This window comes from Streptomyces cinnamoneus (assembly GCF_002939475.1).
GTDB lineage: Bacteria > Actinomycetota > Actinomycetes > Streptomycetales > Streptomycetaceae > Streptomyces > Streptomyces cinnamoneus_A.
Genome location: NZ_PKFQ01000001.1, coordinates 6,208,882 through 6,230,599 on the forward strand (window position 1 = coordinate 6,208,882; position 21,718 = coordinate 6,230,599).

The window sequence follows — 21,718 nt, forward strand, 5'->3', positions numbered from 1 at the left end:
CCGCCCGCCATCCACCCCGGCCTCAGGCCCGCTTCAGCCGCAGGGTGAGGATCTGGAACGGCCTGAGGGCCAGACGGATCCCCTCACCCTCCGCCGGGACCGCCTCCAGCGGCCGCTCCAGCAGGTCGCACACGTGCGCCGAAGCCATCGCGAAGCCCGGCGTCAGACGCGCCCGCGCCCGCCCGCCCAGCGACTCGTACAGCCGGACGACCACGTCCCCGCTGCCGTCGTCCGCCAGCTTGACCGCCGAGACCACCACCGCGTCGTCGTCGACGCGCGCCAGCGGCAGGACCCCGCGCTCCCCGGGCACCCTCCGCTCCGGCAGGTTGACGCGGTATCCCTCCCGCACCGCGTCCCCCACGGACGCGTTCGGCACCAGCGCGTACCGGAAGCGGTGCACACCCTGGTCGGTGCGCGGGTCGGGGAAGCGCGGGGCCCGCAGCAGGGAGAGCCGGACGGTGGTGGTCGTTCCGCCGTCCTCCGCGCGGGCCGCGCGCGTCACGTCGTAGCCGTACGTCGAGTCGTTGACCAGGGCCACGCCCCAGCCCGGCTCCTGAAGGTGCACGAACCGGTGCGCGCACGCCTCGAACTTCGCCGCGTCCCAGCTCGTGTTGGCGTGCGTGGGCCGGTGGAGGTGGCCGAACTGCGTCTCGGCCGCCACCCGGTCCGTGTGCACGTCCAGCGGGAAGGAGGCCTTCAGGAACTTCTCCGTCTCGTGCCAGTCGACCTCCGTCTCGACGTCGAGCCGGCGCACCCCCGCCGGCAGCGAGAGCCGCTGCACGACGCGCGAGGTGCCGAAGGCCCGCACGACGCGGACCGTCACCCCGTCCTCGGCCAGCTCCACCGTCTCGGCGTCCGTCAGGTCGGTCACCGTGTTCCGGTAGAAGGGGTCCACGTCCCAGGCGTCCCACATGTTCGGGAAGTCCTGGTGGAGCTGGAGCAGATTGGCGGCCGCGCCCGGGGGGACCGCCTCCCGGTCCGCCCCGGTGTCGTACACCGAGACCACTAGGCCGCGACCGTCGACCTCGACGCGCAGGGCGGCGTTGCGCAGGACGAAGCCGCCGCCCTCGCGCGGCTGTGCCGTCGACGGCTCCGGGGCGGGCCGGCCCGCGGCCACGGCCCCGTGCGCCGCCGCGCCCGCGCGCTCGTGCGGCGCCGCGTTGAAGACGACCGTGCCGCCGGAGGCGCCGTCCCCGGCGAGCGCCGCCAGCGCCCGCGCGATCAGCGCCTCCAGCTCGGCCGCCGTCTCCTCGTACGTGCGCGCGGCCTCCCGGTGCACCCACGCGATCGAGGTGCCCGGCAGGATGTCGTGGAACTGGTGCAGCAGCACCGTCTTCCACAGGCGGTCCAGTGCCTCGTACGGATACGGGAACCCGGTCCGCACCGCCGCCGTCGCCGCCCACAGCTCCGCCTCGTACAGCAGGTGCTCGCAGCGCCGGTTGCCCTGCTTGGTCCGCGCCTGGCTCGTCAGCGTCGCGCGGTGCAGCTCCAGGTACAGCTCGCCCACCCACACCGGCGCGTGCGGATACTCCGCGTGCGCCTTCTCGAAGAACGCCGACGGTTTCTCGAAGACCACCCGCGCCGACCCCTCCAGGTCCGCGAGCCGCTTCGCCCGCGCCAGCATCTCCCGTGTCGTCCCGCCCCCGCCGTCACCCCAGCCGGTCGGCGCCAGGGACCGCGTCGCACCGCCCTTCTCCTGGAAGTTGCGGACCGCGTGCGCCACCTCCGCGCCCGACAGCTGGGAGTTGTAGGTGTCGATGGGCGGGAAGTGCGTGAAGACGCGGGTGCCGTCCAGCCCCTCCCACCAGAAGGTGTGGTGCGGGAACTTGTTGGTCCGGCTCCAGGAGATCTTCTGCGTCAGGAACCACCGGGAGCCCGACAGCCTCACCAGCTGCGGCAGCGCCGCCGAATAGCCGAACGAGTCCGGCAGCCACACCTCCTCCGTCTCGATCCCGAACTCCTCCAGGAAGAACCTCTTGCCGTGCACGAACTGCCGCGCCAGCGCCTCCGACCCCGGCATGTTCGTGTCGGACTCCACCCACATGCCGCCCACCGGCACGAACCGGCCCTCCGCCACCGCCTTCTTGACCCGCGCGTACACCTCCGGGCGGTGCTCCTTGACCCACGCGAACTGCTGCGCCTGCGACATCGCGTAGACGAAGTCCGGCTCGTCCTCCAGCAGCGCCGTCATGTTGGAGGTCGTACGGGCCACCTTCCGCACCGTCTCGCGCAGCGGCCACAACCACGCCGAGTCGATGTGCGCGTGCCCGACCGCGCTGATCCGGTGCGCGGAGGCGTGCGCGGGCGAGGACAGCACACCGCGCAGCTCCTCACGGGCCCCGGCCGCCGTGCCGCCCACGTCCTGGAGGTCCACGGCGTCCAGCGCCCGTTCGACGGCCCGCAGGACCTCCCAGCGGCGCGGCGAGTCCACCGACAGCTCGGCCATCAGCCCGCCCAGCACCTCCAGGTCCTGGACCAGCTCCCACACCGTCCGCTCGAAGACGGCCAGGTCCATCCGGGCCAGCCGGTAGCGCGGTGCGTCGTCGGCCGTCTCCCGGTCGCCCAGCTCGGTGGGCCGGAACGGCCGGTAGTCCAGGATCACCGGGTTGGACGCCGCCTCGACGTGCAGCAGGACCTGCTCGCCGCCCCGCGCCCTCTCGCTGACGCGCACCCACTGGTTGCGCGGGTTGAGCCCCTTCAGCGGCGAGCCGTCCGGGCCGTACACCAGGCCCTCGCACTGGAAGCCCGGCATGTTGTCGTCGAAGCCCAGGTCCAGCAGCGCCTCCACCGTGCGGCCCGCCCACTCCCGCGGCACGGTCCCGGACACGGTGAACCAGCTGGTGCCCCAGGCAGGCCCCCACTCCGTCCCCGCCTCGACGGGCGTCCGCTCCGCCGCCAGCCCCTCGGCCACCGACACGGGCTCACCCGGCGCGTGCCACACGGACACGGACAGCGGCACCGACTCGGGGTACACGGCCGGACGGATGCGCTCCTCCAGCACGCGCGTGAGGCGGGCTTCGGTGATGCTGCGGTCGTTGTGCATGCTTCTCCTTCGGGCGGGGCCCTCGGGTGAGAAGGGCTACCAGCGGAACATGACGGAAGCGGGGGCGGAGACGGAGTACAGCTCGTCCACGGCGCACACGTCGACGCGGGTGGCCGCCTCGCCGGCCGTACGGCGCAGCGCCGGGACGTAGTAGGCATGCCCACACGTGCCGCCGAGGAAGCGGAAGCCGCCGCCGGGCAGCGCCTGCCGCAGCTCGTAGTGGCGCACGGGCCCGGGCGCCCGCCGGCCGGTGCCCGCCGCGGCGGGCGGGTCCCAGCGCAGCCGCAGCGCGGCCGTGCCGTCGGCGTTCCGCGTGGACGCGCTCACCGTGACCGCCCGGGGCCGTCCCGGTGCGGCGGGCACGGCGTCGTGGACCGCCAGCTCGCCCAGCCGCCACCGCACGCCGCCGCCGTCCGGCGCCGTCAGCCGCACGCCCAGGACGCGGGCCGTGCCGCCGGCGCGGCCGAGCGGGCCCAGGCGCAGGGTGGCCGTGGTCCAGCCCCGGCCGCCCGCGGGCAACGTGCCGGCCGGCAGGTACGCGAAGCGGTCGGGCCGCTCCTCCAGCGCGAGGGCCACCTCCACGCGCACCGCCGCCGACCCCGGGTCGGTGCGGTGCGCCAGCTCCACCACGGTCGCCTCCGACAGCGGCAGCCGCGCGGCGTAGAGCTCGACCGTCGCGGCGCCCGCGGCCTGCGTGGTGACCAGGAGACTGCTGCCGCCCCGCCAGGCGTCGGCGAAGTCGAAGCCGACAAAGGGCCGGTCACCGGCCGTGTGGACCACCCAGCGGCGGCCGGGCAGCCGGTCCTGTAGTCCCAGGTGGTTCCACGCGTCGCCGGCCACGCGCCGGCCGCGGTCGTACCAGCCCAGTCCGTGACCGGTGTTGAAGGTGGTGGCGAACGGCAGCGCGATGAGGGTCGAGCGGTCCACGACCGTCGCCGCCGCGGGCCGCCACGGCCCGGACTCCGGACAGGCCGGGTCCAGCGCGGCCCCGGACCAGAAGCGGTCGTCCCGCGCGTGGAAGGCCGCCGGTGCCCGGCCGCCCTCGGGGAGGCTCCGCCACGTCCACTCGGGACGGTAGAAACCGTAGGAGGCGAGGTGCGGGCCGCCGGCCGGCACGAGCGCGTCCCAGTCGACCGGGGTGTCCCAGCCACGCGCCTCGACGTCGATGCCGGCCCACAGCTCGAACGGTCCGCGCCCCAGGCTCCGGGCGAGCTCCCCGGAGGACACCAGACCCGAACGGCTCCAGCCGAAGTTCAGGAACATGCCGTCGGCGGCGCGGAAGAACGGGGCGTTGCGCTCGTTGAGCTCGTTCTGCCAGGCGATGTCGCCGGAGACGGTCATGGCGTCGTACCAGGTGACGCGCAGCGCCCTGCCGCCGGACGCGCCCCGGGCCCGCAGGTACGCCACGAAGTCGCGCATCCGCGCCCCGAGCCGGGCGTCACCCCCGCCGGTCTCGGCGTTGAGGAACCATCCGTCGAAGCCGTACGCCCGCGCCACCTCGACCAGCTTGTCGGCGAGCGGGAACGCGCCGTCCGGCCCCTGCCGCACCAGGTCGTGCGTCCAGCGCAGCTGTCCGCCGTAGGCGGCCGGCGGCAGGAAGACCGTGCCGAGCACGCGCACCCCGTTGCGGTGCGCGGCGTCCACGACGGGCGCGTTGGGCGCGAGGACCAGGCCCTCGCCCGCGGAACCGCCCCAGAACACCAGCTCGTCCAGGTAGGCCCAGTGGCTGAGCGCGTAGAAGTCGGCGCTGGCCGACCCCTGGGAGGGGTTGCCCGAGGTGGGGGCGAAGGCGGCGAGGGCGCAGACGCGGGCCTGGTCGGGGCGCGCGGTGGCGTTGGGCGGGGGCGGGGTGAAGCGCGGGGCCAGCGGGACCGTCGCCCGGTTGAACGGCAGGTCGGCGTCGTCCCGCTCCCGCCACGCGCTCAGGCTGCGCCAGGTGACGCCGGGCGCGGGGGTGCCGGAGGGCAGACCGTCGGGGAACCAGTAGGAGGCGTACGGCTGGAGGTCCTCGGCGGCGCCGGCCGAGGCGGCCGCCGCGGGCAGGGCGCCGGCGGCGAGGCCGGCCGCTCCGGCCGCCAGCACCGCACGGCGGGTGGGTCTCTCGCTCACGACAGCTCCTTGGGTGAGGGGCGGAACCGGGCCGCGACGGGCGGCCCGGTGGGTTCAGGGCGTGTCCTGTGGGACAAGCACCTCCGTGATGCCGCGCGCCGCCAGATGGTCCGCGTCCCGGGCCCGTTGCGCGAGGACCACCGCCGGCCGCCCTCCGCCGGAGGCGACCCGCATCCACGCCTCGAAGAACGCCCCGCCCGGCGCGCACACCCCCCGCCCCGGAGCGCCGTCCGGCTCGCCCACGTCCAGGACCAGGGCGGTCGTCCGGGGCGCGACCGGCTCACGTGCCGCGCCCTCCTGCCACTCCCGTACGACCCGGCACATCGCCTCGCCCGCGGGTTTGAGCCGCCGGTCGTTGGTGAACAGGCCGAGCCCGTACTCCAGCTCCGGAAAGTCCGCCAGGGCGCGGTCCACGTCGTGCGAGCACCACCACGTGACCCCCCACACGTCCGGGCAGTCCAGCACGTGCGCGAGCGTCGCCCGGGTGAAGTCCGCCGCCCGCCCGGGCGGAACGTGCGGGGCGGGCGCGCCGACCTCCTGGAGCCACACCGGCCGGGCCGGCTCCACGGCCCACGCCTTCGCGAGCTCCACCAGGTAGGCCGCGTGCAGGGCGGTGGCCGCCCCGCCGGGCCCGTGCCGCTGGGCCGTGCCGTTGAACACCCACGAGTGCACGGCGGTCATCGTGCCCAGCCGGGCCGAGTGTGCGGGCGTGAACGGGTGCGTGCCGTCGTACCAGGCGACGTCGTAGGACGCGTGGGTGTGCGCGCGGCCCGGTGCGCCCTCCTCGCACGCGTCCAGCATCCGTCGCAGCCACCGCTCCGCCTGGCCGGCGTCGATCCGGTCGGGGTCGGGGTGGGGGGCGGCGGAGAACTGGTTGACCTCGTTGCCGACCGTCATGCCCAGGAAGTTGGGCCGGCCGGCGAGGGCGCCGGCGAGGGCGCGGAGGTAGGCGGCCTGGGCCTCGACGACGTCGGGGTCGGTGAAGAGGTTCCGGCGGTGCCAGGTGGTGGTCCAGGAGGGGACGAAGTCGAAGCTGGACAGATGGCCCTGGAGGCCGTCGACGCTCACGTCCAGGCCGCGTTCGCCGGCCGCGTCGACGAGCAGTCCGAGCTGGTCGAGGGCGCGCGGCCGGATGAGGGAGCGGTTGGGCTGGAAGAGCGGCCAGAGCGGGAAGACGCGGATGTGGTCCAGGCCGAGGACGGCAAGGGAGTCCAGGTCGGCGCGGATGTCGTCCGGAGCGAAGTCGAGCCAGTGGTGGAACCAGCCCCGTGAGGGGGTGTAGTTGACGCCGAAGCGCACGTGAGCGATCCCTTCAGCCCTTGACGGCGCCCTCGCCCACCCCGCGGAAGAAGTACCGCTGGAGACAGGCGAACATCACGATGAGCGGGGCGACCGCGATGACGGTCCCGGCGGCGACCAGCCGGGGGTTCTGCGCGAAGGTGCCGTGGAGGAAGTTCAGACCCACGGTCAGGGTGAACTTGTCGGAGTCGGTCAGGACGATCAGCGGCCACAGGAAGTCGTCCCAGGCGCCCATGAAGGCGAAGATCGCAACGACCGCGAGGGTGCCGCGCACCGACGGCAGGCCGATCCGCACGAACCGCTGCCAGGCGTTCGCCCCGTCGATGACGGCCGCCTCCTCCACCTCCCGGGGCAGGGCCGCGAAGGCGTTCCGCATGAGCAGGACGTTGAGGGCGCCCACGGCGCCGGGCAGCACGACCGCGGTGAGCGTGTTGGCGAGGTCCAGGTCGCGCATCATCGTGAACTGTGCGATGACGATGGACTCCAGCGGCACCAGCAGGGCCAGCACGAACGCGAGCCCGGCGGCCTTGCGGCCCCTGAAGCGCAGCCTGGCCAGTGCGTAGCCGGCCATGGAGGCGCCGGCGAGGTTGGTGAGCACGCTGGCCACCGCCACCTTGAGGGAGTTCAGGGCGTAGTCCCACACGGGGATGATGTCCGCGACCTCCGCGTAGTTGTGCGCCGTCGGGTGGCCGGGGAGCAGGCGGGGCGGCGAGGTGTAGACGTCCTCGGTGGTGCTCTTGAGCGACGTCGACAGCTGCCAGAGGAAGGGGCCGACGGTGACGGCCAGCACGAGGAGCATCAGCAGGTAACGCAGCGCCTTCTCCCAGCCGGGCGTCCGCGACATCAGGCCTTCTCCCCGCGCATCAGTACTTCTCCTTGCGGTCGGTACGGTCGGCGCGCAGCACGAGCAGCATGAGCAGGAGCGCGACGGCGAAGACGACGAGGGAGATGGCGGAGGCGTAGCCCACGCGGCCGTTCAGCCCGGTGCCGGTGCGCTGGACGAGCATCACCAGCGTGGTGTCCTGGCCGGCCGGGCCGCCCGTGGGCCCGGCCACCAGGTAGACCTCCGAGAAGACCTTGAAGGCCGCCACGGAGGACAGCGCGCCGACCAGCACCATGGTGGGGCGGACGGCCGGCACGGTGACGCTGCGGAAGCGGCGCAGCGGGCCGGCCCCGTCGACGGCGGCCGCCTCGTGCAGCTCGCGCGGGACGTTCCCCAGGGCCGCCAGATAAACGATCATGTAGTAGCCGAGCCCCTTCCACACGGTCAGGGCCATCGCGCTGAGCAGCAGCAGCCAGGAGTCGCCGAGGAAGTCGACCGGCCCGGCACCGAGGACGTGCAGGATCCCGTTGACCAGGCCCCGGTCGTCGAGCATCCACACCCAGATCAGGGACACGACGACGACGGACGCGACCACGGGCGTGTAGAACGCCGCGCGGAAGAAGGCGACGCCGGGGATCTGCTTCTGGACCAGCAGTGCCAGCAGCAGGGGCAGCAGCACCGTGAAGGGCACGACGAGGAGCACGTACAGGAGGCTGTTGCGCAGCGCCACCCAGAACTGTTCGTCGTGCAGCAGGCCGCGGAAGTTGGCCGTGCCGACCCAGTGGCCGCCGGTGAGGGTGCGGGCGTCGGTGAACGCCTTGGAGAACGTGCTGAGGACCGGGTAGAGGCTGAAGACGGCGACGACGGCGAGGCCGGGCAGGAGGAAGAGCCAGGGAGTGACCGCCCGGTGGGTACGGACCCGTGACGCGCTGCGTGGCACGGCGGATCAGCCCCGCTCGAGCAGCTTGTCGCTCTGCGCCGCCGCGTCGTCGAGCGCCTGCCGGGGTGACTTCCTGCCCTGGAGGGCCTTGGCGACCTCGTTCTTGAGCACCGTCTTCATCTCGTCGCTCATGACCACGGGCGTGTAGTTGACGGCGCCCTTGAGCATCTTCGCCGACGCCACCCGCACGCGGCCTTCGTCGGTGCCGTCGTCGGCGGTCCAGTACGGGTCGTCCAGGGAGCCCCGGGTACTGGGGAAGACGGCGACCTTGTGCGCGAACGCCTCCTGGTTCTCCTTGGCGGTGACGAAATGCGCGAAGGCGACCGCGGCCGCCTTGTGTGCGCTGTGCTCGTTGACGGCCAGGCCCATCACGTACATGTTCGGCTTGCCGGTGTTGTTGGGCGCGTCGGTGATGCCGAGTTCGCGGTAGAGACTCGGTGCGTTCTTCTTGAAGGTCTCCAGGTCGTGGGCGCCGCCCGGGTTCATGGCGACCTTCTGCTCCAGGAACTTCTGCCCGGATTTCTCGGCGCTGTTGGTCAGGGCCTGCGGGTCGAGACCGCCGCGGTCGTAGAGTTCCTTGTACTTGCTCAGCAGCTCGACGCCCTTGGGTTCGTTGTATGTGAACCTGGTGGCGTCGTGGTTCATCAGCTGCACGCCGTAGCGCCCGAAATCCTCGATGGACGGAGTGTTGGCGAGCGTCGCCGTGCGTCCACCGGACTTCTCCGCCATCGTCATGGCCGTGGCGAACAGTTCCTCGTAGCTCTTCGGGGGCTTCTCGGGATCGAGGCCCGAGGACCGGAAGAGGGCCTTGTTGTAGAAGAGCGGCCCGGTGTTGAGGTACCAGGGGAAGGCGTAGGAGCCGTCCAGCCCGGGCAGGGTGTTGCCCTGCCACGCCTCGGGCGTGTATTCGCCCTTGAACCTCGCGGCGGCCTTCTCCTTGTCCAGGTTCGTCAGCATCCCGGCCTTGGCCAGGGGAAAGGAGAGGTCGGGGGAGACGTTGACGACGTCCGGCAGCGTCCCGCCGCCGGCCTCGGCGCTCAGCTTGTCGGCGTAGTGCTCGGCCGGCTGGTCGAGCCATTTGACCTTGACGCCCGGATTCTGTCTCTCGAAGTCCTTCACCAGGCCGTCGAAGTAATCCTTGAACTTCGCGCGCAGATTCCACGTCTGGAAGGTGATGGTGCCCTCGGGCTTTCCGTCCGCGCTCGATCCGCCGCCTCCTCCGTCGCCGCCCGAGCCGCAGGCGGTGAGCGTCAGGGGGAGGACGAGGAGCGAAGCGACGGCGACACGGGGCCTGGATATGGGCATGGCCGGGGGAGCTCCTTCGATCGGGTCGGCAGGAGGCAGGTCAAAACCTGCACCCGGCAGGCGAGTCACGTCAATACTGCCGTCAACGACTAATGCGCTTTAGTGTGTTGGTGCCCGAAGGGCTCCGAGGAGGGGTGGGAACGATGCGCCACCGGCCGGCCCGACGCCCCACGATGAAGGACGTCGCCCAGCGGGCGGGCGTCTCGGAGAGCGCGGTCTCCTTCGCCCTCAACGACCGGCCGGGCGTCTCCGCCGCGACCCGCGAGCGCGTCCGCCGCGTCGCCGAGCAGCTCGGCTGGCAGCCCAGCGCCGCGGCCCGCGCCCTGTCGGGCGAGGGCGCGGCGACCGTCGGCCTGGTCCTGGCCCGCCCCGCCCGTACCCTCGGCGTCGAGTCCTTCTTCCTCCAGCTCGTCTCCGGTGTCCAGGAGGCGCTCGCCGCGCGGGGGCTGGGACTGCTCTTCCAGGTCGTCGAGGACCTGGACGCCGAGTGCGCGGTCCACCGCCGCTGGTGGGCCGAGCACCGGGTCGACGGCGTCCTCGTCGTCGACCCCCGCGACGGGGACCCCCGCCCGGAGCTGCTGGCGGAGCTGGGCCTGCCCGCCGTGGTCGTCGGCGCCCCGGCCGAGGCGGTCCCGCGGGGTGCGGCGATCTCCACGGTGTGGGCCGACGACGCCGGCGCGATGGCCTCGGTCGTGGCCCACCTCCACGCCCTGGGTCACCGCAGAGTCGTCCACGTCGCGGGCCTGCCCGGCCTCGCCCACACCCGGCGCCGCATCGACTCCCTGCGCGCCGAGGCCGAGCGCCTGGGCCTGCCCGAGGCGAGGTCGGTGACCACGGACTACTCCGACGCCCAGGGCGCCGAGGCCACCCGCCGCGTCCTCGCGGCCCCCCGCCCGCCCACCGCGCTCGTCTACGACAACGACGTGATGGCCGTGGCGGGCCTGGCCGTGGCCGCGGAACGCGGCCTGTCGGTGCCCGGCGGCCTGTCCGTCGTGGCGTGGGAGGACTCGGTCCTGTGCCGCACCACCCACCCGCCCCTCACGGCCCTGAACCGCGACACCGCGGCCTTCGGCCGCCGCGCGGCGGAGCGCCTGACGGCCCTCCTGGACGGCGCCGAGCCGGTCAGCGTCCAGGACCCGCGGCCCGGGCTGGTCCGGCGGGGGAGTACAGGGCCCCCGGAGAAGAGCAGTGTGCGCAAGGGTGCAGGATAGAGGCATGACTACCAAGGTTTACTTCGATATCACCATCAACGACGAGCCCGCCGGGCGCATCAACTTCAACCTGTTCGACGACGTCGTTCCGAAGACCGCGGAGAACTTCCGCGCGCTGGCCACCGGCGAGAAGGGCTTCGGCTACGCCGGCTCCTCCTTCCACCGGGTCATTCCCGCCTTCATGCTCCAGGGCGGCGACTTCACCCGCGGCAACGGCACGGGCGGCAAGAGCATCTACGGTGAGAAGTTCGCCGACGAGAACTTCACCCTCAAGCACGACCGGCCGGGCCTGCTGTCCATGGCCAACGCCGGCCCGAACACCAACGGCTCGCAGTTCTTCATCACCACGATCGTGACCGACTGGCTCGACGGCAAGCACGTCGTGTTCGGCGAGGTCGCCGACGAGACCAGCATGGCCCTGGTCAAGAAGATCGAGGCGCTGGGCTCCCGCGGCGGCGCGACCTCCGCGAAGATCACCATCGCGGCGTCCGGTCAGCTCTGACGGCCGGCGGGAACGTGAGGCCGCCCGTCCGCTGACCGGACCGGCCCGTTCCCACCCCCGAGCACGCCCCCACCTTTACGTACGCTTTAATTGCGAGTGATTCGCAATAGCAACACGTAGTAAGCAAGAGGTGGGGGCATGACCGCCCGGTCCATACGGGGAGTGGCCGCCACGGCCATGGCAGGCGTACTCGCGGCAGGGGCGGTGGCCTGTGCGGCGCCCGGTGGCGGGCGCGAAGGCGGCGCCGGGGACTCGCTCGTCGTCGGGCTGGCCAACGAGCCCGAGACCCTCAGTCCCCTCCTGGGCTACGGCAAGGACGGCAACTCCAAGATCTTCGACGGGCTGCTCCGCCGCGACGCCGGCATGAAGCTGCGGCCCGCCCTCGCCGCCGAGCTGCCGAAGGTCACCGACGACGGGCGGACGTACACCTACAAGCTCCGCCAGGGCGTGAAGTTCAGCGACGGAGAGCCCTTCACCGCCAGGGACGTGGTCTTCACCTACCGGACCATCCTGGACGAGAAGACCAACAACGCCGCCAAGGGCGAGCTCGACGCCATCGACGAGGTCACCGCCCAGGGCGACGACACCGTCGTCTTCGCGCTCAAGTACCCCTACGCCCCCTTCGCCGAGCGCACCGTCCTGCCCATCGCCCCCGAACACGCGGCCAAGGGCCAGGACGTCAACACCGGCTCCTTCAACACCGCGCCCATCGGCACCGGACCGTACGTCCTCACCGGCTGGAGCAAGGGCGAGAAGCTGACCTTCAAGGCCAACCCCGGCTACTGGGGCGGCGAGCCGAAGGTCAAGAAGCTCACCATGGCGATCATCAAGGACGACGACGTGCGCGCCACCCGGCTGCGCTCCGGCGACCTCGACGGCGCCGTCCTGCCGCCCAACCTCGTCAAGGGCTTCAAGGGCGACAAGGACAAGGTGACCCTCACCGCCCGCACCACCGACTTCCGCGGTGTCACGCTGCCCACGGCGGGCAAGGTCACCGGCGACCCCGCCGTCCGCCGCGCCCTCGACCTGGCCGTCGACCGGGCGGCCATGGTCGACAAGCTGCTCGAAGGCGCCGGACGGGCCGGCTACGGGCCCGTGCCCACCGACAGCGAGTGGTTCGCCGAGGGCACCGAGCGCCCCCACGACCTGGAGAAGGCCCAGCGGCTCCTGGACGACGCGGGCTGGCGGCCCGCCGCCGGCGGCGTCCGCGAGAAGGACGGACAGCGCGCCTCCTTCACCCTCTGGTTCCCCGCGGGCGACAAGCTCCGCGAGGAGCACGCCCTCGCCTTCGCGTCCGACGCCAAGAAGGCCGGCATCGAGGTCAAGGTGCAGAGCGGCACCTGGGAGGTCATCGAGCCCCGCATGAAGGACGACGCGGTGCTCGCCGGCGGCGGCAACCCCGCCGACCCCGACTTCGACCTCTACAACCTGCTCCACTCCTCCCTCGCCCTCGACGGCTTCAACAACATGGCCGCCTACGCCAGCCCCGACGTCGACAAGGCCCTCGAGGAGGGCCGGCGCAGCGGCGACAAGAGCGCCCGCAAGGCCGCCTACGACAAGGTCCAGCAAGGTCTCGCCGACAACCCCGGCTACGTCTTCCTCACCGACGTCGACCACCTCTACGTCGTGAACGACGCCTGGCAGGACCTCACCACCCAGGTCGAACCGCACGACCACGGCCTCGGTGCCGGACCGTGGTGGAACGTCGAGGACTGGCAGCCCGCGAAGTGAGCCCCCGGCCCCGCACCCTCCCCTGGGGGCCGATGGCACGCATGGCGGGGCGGCGGCTCCTGGCCGCCGTCCCCCTGCTCGCCGTCGTGACGTTCGGCGTGTTCGCCCTCGCCGCCGCGTCGCCGTTCGACCCCGCCAAGGCCTACGCCGGCACCTCCGGCCTGAGCGCCGGCCAGGACGTCCTCGACCGGCTCCGCGAGAACCTCGGCGCCGACCGGCCGTTCGTCGCCCGCTGGTGGGACTGGCTGACCGCCGCCCTCACCGGCGACCTCGGCGACTCCGCGTCCCTGCGCCAGCCCGTCACCCAGGTCATCGGCGAACGCGTCGGCTGGTCCGTCCTGCTGGGCGGCGTCGCCTTCGCCCTCGCCGTCACCGTGGGCACTGCTCTCGGCGTCCTCGCCGCCCGGCGCCGCGGCGGCCTCCTCGACCGGACCGTGACCTCCCTGGCGTACGTCCTGGAGGCCGCGCCGCCCTTCTGGCTGGGGCTGCTGGCCGTCTGGGGCTTCGCCCTGAAGCTCGACGCCCTGCCCGCCGGGGGCCTCACCGACACCGGCAGCGACGTGGTCACCGCCGGACAGGTCGCCTCCCATCTCGTGCTCCCCGCCGCGGTGCTGGCCGCCACCCAGCTGCCCTGGTTCGTGCTGTACGTACGCCAGGGCGTCGGCGACGCCCTCACGGAGGACCCCGTGCGCGGCGCCCGCGCCCGCGGCCTGAGCGAACGGACGGTGCTGCTCCACCACGCCCTGCGGTCCGGACTGCTGCCCGTCCTCACCCTCCTCGGCTCGCGCGTGCCCGAACTCATCACCGGCGCCCTGCTCGTCGAGACGGTCTTCAGCTGGCCCGGCATCGCCTCCGCCACCGTCGAGGCCGCCACCAAGGTCGACTTCCCGCTGCTGGCGGCCCTCACCGTGCTCGCCACAGCCGCCGTCCTCGTCGGCAACCTGCTCTCCGACCTGCTCTACGGACTCGCCGACCCGAGGGTGTCCCATGAAGAGATGTGACCCGCGCACGGCCGTCCCGGCGGCGGCGGTCACGCTGGTCGTCCTCGTCGCCCTGGTGGTGCCGTACGCCGCGCCCCTCGACGAGCAGGCCGTCGACCTCGGCGCGAAACTGCTGCCACCCTCCTGGTCCCACCCCTTCGGCACCGACGAGGTGGGCCGCGACCTGCTGCTGCGCTGCGTCCACGGCCTGCGCGTCTCCCTCCTCGTCGGCGTGGCCGCCGCCGTCGTCGCGACCGTCGTCGGCACGGCCGTCGGCGCGCTGGCCGGCGCCCTCGGCGGCTGGGCGGACCGCGCCGTGATGCGGGTGGTCGACCTCTTCTCCTCCGTGCCCCACCTGCTGCTCGGCATCTTCGTCGTCGCCGTGCTCCGCCCCGGCGTCTGGCCCGTGATCGCCTCGGTCGCGGTCACGCACTGGCTGTCGACGGCGCGGATCGTCCGCGCCGAGCTGCTGTCGCTGCGCACCCGCCCCTACGTCGACGCCGCCGTCTCCGGCGGCGCGTCCCGCTGGCGCGTCACCGTGCGGCACCTGCTGCCGGCGGTCGCCCCCCAGGCGGGACTCGCCGCGGTGCTGATGATCCCGCACGCCGTCTGGCACGAATCCGCGCTGTCCTTCCTCGGCCTGGGCCTGCCCACCCACCAGGCCAGCCTCGGCACCATGGTCCAGAGCGCGCGCGGGTCCCTCCTCGCCGGCGACTGGTGGCCGACCCTCTTCCCCGGCCTGTTCATCGTCCTGCCGACCCTGGCCGTGGCGGGCCTCGCGGGTGCCTGGCGCGAACGGCTCAACCCGCGCCGCCGATCGGAGCTGACGCTGTGACGACGCCGGCCCCCTCGACGCCCCCGGCCACGGACGCGGCAGCCGTCCTGGACGTCCGCGGCCTGACCGTACGCTTCCGCATGCGCGCGGGCCGCGACGTCGCCGCCGTCACCGACGTGTCCTTCCGGCTCATGCCGGGAGAGTGCCTCGCGCTCATCGGCGAGAGCGGCTGCGGCAAGTCCGTGCTCGCCTCCGCGCTGCTGGGCCTGCTGCCCGCCAACGCCCGGACCACCGGCCACGCCCACCTCGGGGACCTGGACCTGCTCGCCGCCGACGAGCGCACCCTGGCCCGCACCGTACGCGGCCGCCGCATCGGCCTCGTCCCGCAGAGCCCCGCCGCGCACCTCACGCCCGTGCGGACCGTACGCGCGCAGCTGCGCGAGACCGTGCGCGAGCTGACGGGCGCCCGGGGGAGGGCCCTGGACGAAGCCGTCGAGGCGACCGCCGAGCGGGCCGCCTTCCCGGCCGGCCACCTCGACCGCCACCCCCACCAGCTCTCCGGCGGCCTGGCCCAGCGCGCCGCCACCGCGCTCGCCTTGGCCGGCGACGCGCCGCTGCTGCTCGCCGACGAGCCGACCACCGGCCTCGACCGCGACCTCGTCGACCGCACGGCCGACGAGCTGCGCCGCCACGCGGACGCCGGCCACGCCCTCCTGATGATCACCCACGACCTGGCGGCGGCACGGCGCGTCGCCGACCGCGTCGCCGTGATGTACGCGGGCCGCATCGTCGAAATCGCCCCCGCCGCCGACTTCTTCGGCGCCACCGGGCCCCGGCACCCCTACGCCCGCGGCCTCCTCGACGCCCTGCCGGAGCGTGCCTTCACCCCCGTCCCCGGCATGCCGCCGGAGCTGGACGCCCTCCCCGACGGCTGTGCCTTCGCGGCGCGGTGCGCCCGGGCGACCGAGGAGTGCGCGGCGCTACCGGAGTTCACGGGCGGCGTCGCCTGTCACCACGAGGAGCCCCCCGGTGCTTGAACTGCGCGGCGTCACCGCCGGCTACGACCCGCGCGAACCCGTCGTCCACGACGTCTCGCTGACCGTCGGCGACGGCGAGGCCGTCGGCCTGCTCGGCCCCAGCGGATGCGGCAAGTCGACCCTGGCGCGCGTCGCCGCGCTGCTGCACCGGCCCGTGGCCGGGACCGTCGTCATCGACGGCGAGCCCGCCCGCGGCTGGCGCCACCGGGCACCGCGCGCACAGCGCACGGCGTTCGGCGTCGTCTTCCAGCAGCCACGGCAGTCCGCCGACCCCCGGCTGCGGCTCGACGACCTGATCGCCGAGCCGCTGCGCGCGACCGGGCGGCGCGGCGAGGCGGCCGAGCGCGTCGCCGCGCTCGCCGCCGCCGTCGGCCTGTCCGGGGAACTGCTCGCCCGGCGTCCGCACGAGGTCAGCGACGGACAGCTGCAACGCGCCTGCGTGGCACGGGCGCTCGTGCTGCGTCCCCGGTGGCTGGTCTGCGACGAGATGACCGCCATGCTGGACGCGTCGACGACCGCCGCGCTGGTGGCCGTCGTCGAGGCGTACCGCCGGGAGAGCGGTGCGGGACTGCTGACCGTCGGCCATGACGCGGTGCTGCTGGAGCGGTGGTGCGACCGCACGATGCGCTGGGCGGACCTCGCCGCCGAACGGCGCCCCTAGGGGGTGTCCGATGGGTCGGTACGGGCCCCTCGCCTCACCGGTGCCGCACCAGCGGAAACGGCAGCGTCTCCCTGATCGACAGCCCCGTCAGGAACATCACCAGCCGGTCCACTCCGAGCCCCAGCCCGCCCGTCGGCGGCATCGCGTACTCCAGTGCCCGCAGGAAGTCCTCGTCCAGCTCCATCGCCTCCGGGTCGCCGCCCGCCGCCAGCAGCGACTGCGCCGTCAGCCGGCGCCGCTGCTCGACCGGATCGATCAGCTCGGAATACGCCGTGCCCAGCTCCGTGCCGAAGGCCACGAGGTCCCAGCGCTCCGCCAACCGCGCGTCCCCCCGGTGGGGCCGCGTCAGCGGTGAGACGTCCGTGGGGAAGTCCTTGTAGAAGACGGGCAGCGTGGTGCGTTCCTCGACCAGCCGCTCGTACATCTCCAGCACCACGTCACCGCGCCCGTCCTCCGGCCGGTGCGGCACACCCACCGCGTCACAGCACGCCCGCAGCGCCTCGGTGGGCGTATCCGCACCGATCTCCCGGCCGAGCGCCTCCGAGAGGGCGCCGTAAACGGTCTTCACGGGCCAGACCCCCGAGATGTCGTGCTCCGTCCGCTTCCCGTCACCGTCCACCCGCACCGCGACCGCCGAGCCGTGCGCGGCGACGGCCGCCTCCTGGATCAGCTCACGGGTCAGGTCCAGCATCACGTCGTAGTCGGCGAACGCCTGGTACGCCTCCAGCATCGTGAACTCGGGGTTGTGCTTGTAGGAGATGCCCTCGTTGCGGAACGTCCGGCCCAGCTCGAAGACCTTCTCCATGCCGCCCACGCACAGCCGCTTGAGATACAGCTCGGGCGCGATCCGCAGATACAGGTCCAGGTCGTATGCGTTGATGTGGGTGGTGAACGGCCGGGCGTTCGCGCCGCCGTGGACCTGCTGGAGCATCGGCGTCTCGACCTCCAGGAAGCCCCGCGCCAGCAACCCCTGCCGCAGCGCCTGCACCGCCGCGCTGCGGGCCCGCACGGTCCGGCGCGCCCCGGGCGAGACGGCGAGGTCCACGTACCGCATCCGGACCCGGGCCTCCGGGTCGCTCAGGCCGTGCCGCTTGTCGGGCAGGGGGCGCAGGCACTTGGCGGTCATACGGGCACGGGTCACGAAGACGCTCAGCTCACCGCGGTCCGTGGTGCCGACCTCACCCTCGGCCTCGACGTGGTCGCCGAGGTCGACGTGAGCGGAGAAGCGCCTGAGCAGCTCGTCGCCCGAACCGTCGCGGGTGAGGACGAGCTGGAGGTCGCCCGACCAGTCGCGCAGCAGGGCGAAGGCCACCCCGCCGTGGTTGCGGATCAGCAGCACCCGTCCGGTGACGGTCACCCGCGCACCGGTGCGGGACGCGGGAGGCAGCCCCGGGTGGGCCGCGCGGACGGCGGCGAGGGTGTGGGTGCGGTGGGCGTCCACGGGATAGGGGTCGACGCCCGCCGCCCGCAGCCGCTCCAGCTTCCGCCGCCGCACCCGTACCTGCTCCGGCAGCCCGGCCGTCTCGTCCCCGGCCTCCGCGCCCGTACCCGCTCCGGGGACGAACCCCAGCTCGGAGAGCGAGGGCAGCCCCGCCGTGGACGCGGGGCTGGCGATGCCCCGGGGCCGCCCCCGGCGCCACAGCTTGCCGAGGCTCGGCACCGCGACGAAGCCCTCGGCGATCCCCGCGGCCAGCCCGATCCGGGCCAGCGCACCGGCGTCGGCGTAGCACAGGAACCGGGGGTGCCACTCGGGGTTGTACTTCACGTTCGAGCGGTAGAGCGCCTCCAGCTGCCACCACTTGGAGAAGAACAACAGCAGTTTGCGCCACAGCCGCAACACCGGCCCCGCTCCGATGCGCGCGCCCTCCTCGAAGGCCGAGCGGAAGACGGCGAAGTTGAGCGAGATGCGCTTGACGCCGAACCGCCCGGCCTGCGCGCACAGCCGGGCGACCATGAACTCCATGACCCCGTTGGGCGCGGCGCGGTCACGGCGCATCACGTCCAGCGAGACCCCGTCCGCTCCCCACGGCACGAACGACAGCAGGGCGATCATCGTGCCCTCGTTGTCGAACGCCTCGACGAGCAGGCAGTCGCCGTCGGCCGGATCGCCCAGGCGGCCCAGCGCCATGGAGAAGCCCCGCTCGGTCTCGGTGTCCCGCCAGGCGTCGGCACGCCGGATGACCTCGCCCATCTCCTCGTCGGACAGCGCGGAGTGGCGCCGGACGCGCACGGTCGCGCCGGTGCGCTCGACGCGGTGGACGGCCTGGCGGGTCACCCGCATCTCGCGGCCCTCCAGGTCGAAGGAGGAGACCTGGAGGACGGCCTCGTCACCCAGCTGCAGCGCTCCGAGCCCCGAACGGGCGTAGGCCTTGGCCCCCTCCTCGCTCGCGCCCATGACGGCGGGCTGCCAGCCGTAGCGGCCCGCCACGCCCAGCCAGGCCTCGATGGCCGGGGTCCACGCCTCGGGGTCGCCCAGCGGGTCGCCGGAGGCCAGGCAGACGCCCGCCTCGACGCGGTAGGTGACGGCGCCCTTGCCGCTGGGGGAGAAGACGACGGCCTTGTCGCGGCGCGTCGCGAAGTAGCCGAGCGAGTCCCGGGCGCCGTAGCGGCCGAGCAGGGCGCGGATGCGGGGTTCCTCGTCGTCGTGCAGCGCCGCCACCAGACGCTGGGACCGGAAGAGCGCCATGGCCGCGTTGAGCAGGGCCAGCGCGCCGAACAGGCCCAGGAGGAAGTAGAGCCAGTGCGGCGGGTGCCCGTCGAAGTGCCGGCCGCTGACGAGGCCGCCGCACACCTTGTTGGCCACGAACAGCAGCCGGTTGCCCCCACCGGGCTCCAGCGTGCCGGGGAAGAGCGACACCAGGCCCCAGCCGACCAGGATGGCCACCGCGAGCCCCGCCACGAGAACGAGCAGGGCCCTCAGGAACGCCCCGCGCCGCGACGCCGCGTAGAACTCCCGTCGCGCGAGGACCAGCAGGACGATCGCGGCGGCGCTCACCGACGTCGAGGGGATCATGTCCCAGTAGCCCACGGACAGCAGCAGCGCGTCCGCGAGCAGCAACAGGGTGAGATAGGCCAGGACGAACCAGAGCGTGACCCGCTTGCGGGCGGCCATCGCCGCGGCGAGCAGCAGCAGGAAGACGGCATAGGCGAGGTTGGGCGCCGTCGGCACCGTCAGCAGGTCCATGGCGTCGGTCACCGGGGTGGCCACGCGCCGCAGCGGCGGAATCAGCGCGGTGATCGCGCAGAAGACGCCGAGCAGGGCGAAGAAGAGCGCGAACCCGTTGGGCACCCGGTGCAGGAAGCGCCGCCAGGCGGTGGTCCGCTCGCCGGCCCCGGCGGTCTCCCGCACCGTGGTCTCCGGCACTGTGGCGGTCCCGCCGTCCCGGGTCGTGCGGCTCATTCCGTCAGCCTAGGCACGCCGTGGGCCGTGCGCCTGTCGAGCGTCCGCCCGGGCCCGCACGGCCCACCGCCGCCTCATGGGCGGCCGCTCGCGACCCGCCTCCCGGCACCGGATCCGCTGCGCACCCGCCCGTACCGGTGACATCCATACCCGAATGGAGTATGCCCGGCGCGCGGGTCCAGGTGGTGGGATGAGCCAGACTGGCGGACAACCGCCGCTCCGCCGAGGAGGTTCGCCATGGCCGTTTCGATCTCCGTGGTCCTGTTGCTTCTGGTCCTGGCAGTGGTGTTCATGCGCAGCGGGGGCCTGAAATTCGCGCATGCGCTCGTCTGTGTCCTGCTCGGCTTCCTGCTCGCGAGCACCAGCGTCGCGCCGACCATCTCCCACGGCCTGTCGGCGACCACCCAGCTCGTCGGCGACGTCCGGCCCTGAGCGGGCCGGGCCCCGGCGACCGGAGCCCGGCCGGTGGTTCAGCGTCCGATCTCGACGTCCTCCAGGATGCCCAGCGCGTCCGGCACCAGCACCGCGGCGGAGTAGTAGGCGCTCACCAGATAGGAGGAGACCGCCTGCTCGCTGATGCCCATGAAGCGCACGTTGAGACTGGGCTGGTACTCGTCGGGGATGCCGGTCTGATGGAGGCCGATGACGCCCTGGTTCTCCTCACCGGTCCGCATGGCGATGATGGAGCTGGTGCCCGTGGGGCTGATCGGGATCTTGTTGCAGGGCAGCAGCGGAACTCCGCGCCAGGAACGCACCGCGGTGCCCATGACCTCGATGTTCTTGGGATACAGGCCCCGGCTGCTGCACTCGCGACCGAACGCGGCGATCGTGCGCGGATGGGCCAGCAGGTACTGGGTCTTGCGGCGCCGTGACAGCAGTTCGTCGAGGTCGTCGGGGGTGGGTGGGCCGCTGCGGGTGTGGATGCGCTGGCTGAGGTCGGCGTTGTGGAGGAGGCCGAAGTCGCGGTTGTTGACCATTTCGTGTTCTTGGCGTTCGCGCAGGGCCTCGATGGTCAGGCGGAGCTGTTGTTCGAGCTGGTTCATCGGTTCGTTGTAGAGGTCGGCGACGCGGGTGTGGACGCGCAGGACCGTCTGGGCCACGCTCAGCTCGTACTCACGGGGCCTGAGCTCGTAGTCGACGAACGTGCCGGGAATGAGGGGCTCTCCCGAGTGCCCGGAGGTCACGGTGATGTCGGCCTCGCCGCGCTTGTTCGCCGGGGGCGTGGGACGGTCCGCGAAGCCGTCGACATGGGCGCGCAGGGCCTCGGAGCGGTCGGCCAGCTCCTGGAAGGCCTGGAGGGAGAGGGACAGGACCGTGCAGCGGGTCGTCGCGCGCACGGTGAAGCCCCAGGTCGCGTCCGGCTCCAGGGGCGCCCGGTCGCCGAAGTAGTCGCCGTCGCCCAGGATGCCGAGCGTCGTCTCGTCCCCGTATTCGCCGGGGCCCGTCTTGGTGAGCTTGCCGTGGGCGATGAGGAAGATCTCGTCGGCGGGCCGGCCCGCTTCGACGAGCACGTCGCCCGCGGCGTACTCCCGCTGGACGAACGCGTTCGCCAGGGCCTCCAGGGTGTCGGTGTCCCCGAAGTCGCGCAGCAGCGGCAGCTCGCCCAGCTCGGCCGGGATGACCCGCACCTCGGTGCCGGTCGAGACGAACTCGACGCGGCCGTCGCCCAGGGTGTAGACCAGCCGCCGGTTGACCCGGTAGGTGCCGGCCGAGACCTGCACCCAGGGCAGGACGCGCAGCAGCCAGCGGGAGGAGATGCCGCGCATCTGGGGCACGGACTTGGTGGTCGTCGCGAGCTGGCGCGCCGCGCCCGTGCCCAGGCTCAGCTGTGTGTCGGCCGGTTGAGCCGGGGTCGGCTGGTCGGACTGGTCCGGCTCCACTGACGTGGTCATAAGCGGGGCT

General features: G+C 73.2%; 16 protein-coding genes. 8 read left to right on the forward strand and 8 right to left on the reverse strand.

Going from position 1 to position 21,718, the window contains the following annotated elements; genetic code table 11:
• Window positions 1-22 precede the first annotated feature (22 nt).
• From CYQ11_RS27265 to CYQ11_RS27290, 6 genes are read right to left on the reverse strand one after another with little or no spacing between them, the layout of a single operon-like run.
• Window positions 23-3,043 carry an alpha-mannosidase gene (locus tag CYQ11_RS27265; protein ID WP_099198310.1) on the reverse strand — a complete coding sequence of 1,007 codons (3,021 nt, stop codon included), beginning with the start codon at window positions 3,041-3,043 and terminating at the stop codon, window positions 23-25.
• Between the two features lie 36 nt (window positions 3,044-3,079).
• The gene (locus CYQ11_RS27270) at window positions 3,080-5,152 is read right to left on the reverse strand and encodes an endo-beta-N-acetylglucosaminidase (protein ID WP_099198311.1); all 2,073 of its coding nucleotides are present in this window, start codon (window positions 5,150-5,152) and stop codon (window positions 3,080-3,082) included.
• A 54-nt stretch (window positions 5,153-5,206) separates the two neighbouring features.
• Window positions 5,207-6,451, reverse strand: coding sequence for a glycoside hydrolase 5 family protein (locus CYQ11_RS27275; protein ID WP_099198312.1), 1,245 nt, complete (start codon window positions 6,449-6,451; stop codon window positions 5,207-5,209).
• Window positions 6,452-6,464: 13 nt separating this feature from the next.
• Window positions 6,465-7,295, reverse strand: a complete 831-nt coding sequence (locus CYQ11_RS27280) for a carbohydrate ABC transporter permease (protein WP_099198313.1) — start codon at window positions 7,293-7,295, stop codon at window positions 6,465-6,467.
• Between the two features lie 19 nt (window positions 7,296-7,314).
• Entirely contained in the window at window positions 7,315-8,214 is a 900-nt protein-coding gene (locus CYQ11_RS27285) for a carbohydrate ABC transporter permease (protein ID WP_099198314.1), read from the reverse strand.
• 6 nt (window positions 8,215-8,220) lie between these two features.
• Window positions 8,221-9,519, reverse strand: a complete 1,299-nt coding sequence (locus tag CYQ11_RS27290; RefSeq protein WP_099198315.1) for an ABC transporter substrate-binding protein — start codon at window positions 9,517-9,519, stop codon at window positions 8,221-8,223.
• Window positions 9,520-9,662: 143 nt separating this feature from the next.
• Here CYQ11_RS27290 and CYQ11_RS27295 point away from each other — a divergent pair, with 143 nt between their 5' ends.
• From CYQ11_RS27295 to CYQ11_RS27325, 7 genes are all read left to right on the forward strand, one after another.
• Window positions 9,663-10,730, forward strand: a complete 1,068-nt coding sequence (locus CYQ11_RS27295) for a LacI family DNA-binding transcriptional regulator (RefSeq protein ID WP_104651107.1) — start codon at window positions 9,663-9,665, stop codon at window positions 10,728-10,730.
• A 4-nt stretch (window positions 10,731-10,734) separates the two neighbouring features.
• On the forward strand, window positions 10,735-11,232 hold the full coding sequence (locus tag CYQ11_RS27300) for a peptidylprolyl isomerase (protein ID WP_099198316.1): 498 nt from the start codon (window positions 10,735-10,737) through the stop codon (window positions 11,230-11,232).
• 138 nt (window positions 11,233-11,370) lie between these two features.
• Window positions 11,371-12,963, forward strand: a complete 1,593-nt coding sequence (locus CYQ11_RS27305; RefSeq protein WP_099198317.1) for an ABC transporter substrate-binding protein — start codon at window positions 11,371-11,373, stop codon at window positions 12,961-12,963.
• A gap of 32 nt (window positions 12,964-12,995) precedes the next feature.
• Window positions 12,996-13,964 carry an ABC transporter permease gene (locus CYQ11_RS27310; protein ID WP_099198318.1) on the forward strand — a complete coding sequence of 323 codons (969 nt, stop codon included), beginning with the start codon at window positions 12,996-12,998 and terminating at the stop codon, window positions 13,962-13,964.
• A complete protein-coding gene (locus CYQ11_RS27315; RefSeq protein ID WP_099198319.1) occupies window positions 13,951-14,778 on the forward strand; it encodes an ABC transporter permease in 828 nt (275 codons plus the stop codon). Before CYQ11_RS27310 ends, CYQ11_RS27315 begins: the two co-directional genes overlap by 14 nt.
• A gap of 80 nt (window positions 14,779-14,858) precedes the next feature.
• Window positions 14,859-15,755 carry an ABC transporter ATP-binding protein gene (locus CYQ11_RS27320; protein ID WP_099198400.1) on the forward strand — a complete coding sequence of 299 codons (897 nt, stop codon included), beginning with the start codon at window positions 14,859-14,861 and terminating at the stop codon, window positions 15,753-15,755.
• A complete protein-coding gene (locus CYQ11_RS27325) occupies window positions 15,748-16,416 on the forward strand; it encodes an ABC transporter ATP-binding protein (RefSeq protein ID WP_099198320.1) in 669 nt (222 codons plus the stop codon). The genes CYQ11_RS27320 and CYQ11_RS27325 overlap by 8 nt, the downstream gene beginning before the upstream one ends.
• Before the next feature lie 34 nt (window positions 16,417-16,450).
• Here the strand turns inward: CYQ11_RS27325 and lysX are convergent, their stop codons facing one another.
• Complete coding sequence (gene lysX / locus CYQ11_RS27330; RefSeq protein WP_099198321.1) at window positions 16,451-19,816, reverse strand: bifunctional lysylphosphatidylglycerol synthetase/lysine--tRNA ligase LysX; 3,366 nt, start codon at window positions 19,814-19,816, stop codon at window positions 16,451-16,453.
• A 237-nt stretch (window positions 19,817-20,053) separates the two neighbouring features.
• On the opposite strand from lysX, the gene CYQ11_RS27335 reads away from it, so the two are divergent.
• A complete protein-coding gene (locus CYQ11_RS27335; RefSeq protein WP_099198322.1) occupies window positions 20,054-20,248 on the forward strand; it encodes a hypothetical protein in 195 nt (64 codons plus the stop codon).
• Window positions 20,249-20,286: 38 nt separating this feature from the next.
• Here the strand turns inward: CYQ11_RS27335 and CYQ11_RS27340 are convergent, their stop codons facing one another.
• On the reverse strand, window positions 20,287-21,708 hold the full coding sequence (locus tag CYQ11_RS27340; protein ID WP_099198323.1) for a family 2B encapsulin nanocompartment shell protein: 1,422 nt from the start codon (window positions 21,706-21,708) through the stop codon (window positions 20,287-20,289).
• Window positions 21,709-21,718: the final 10 nt, after the last annotated feature.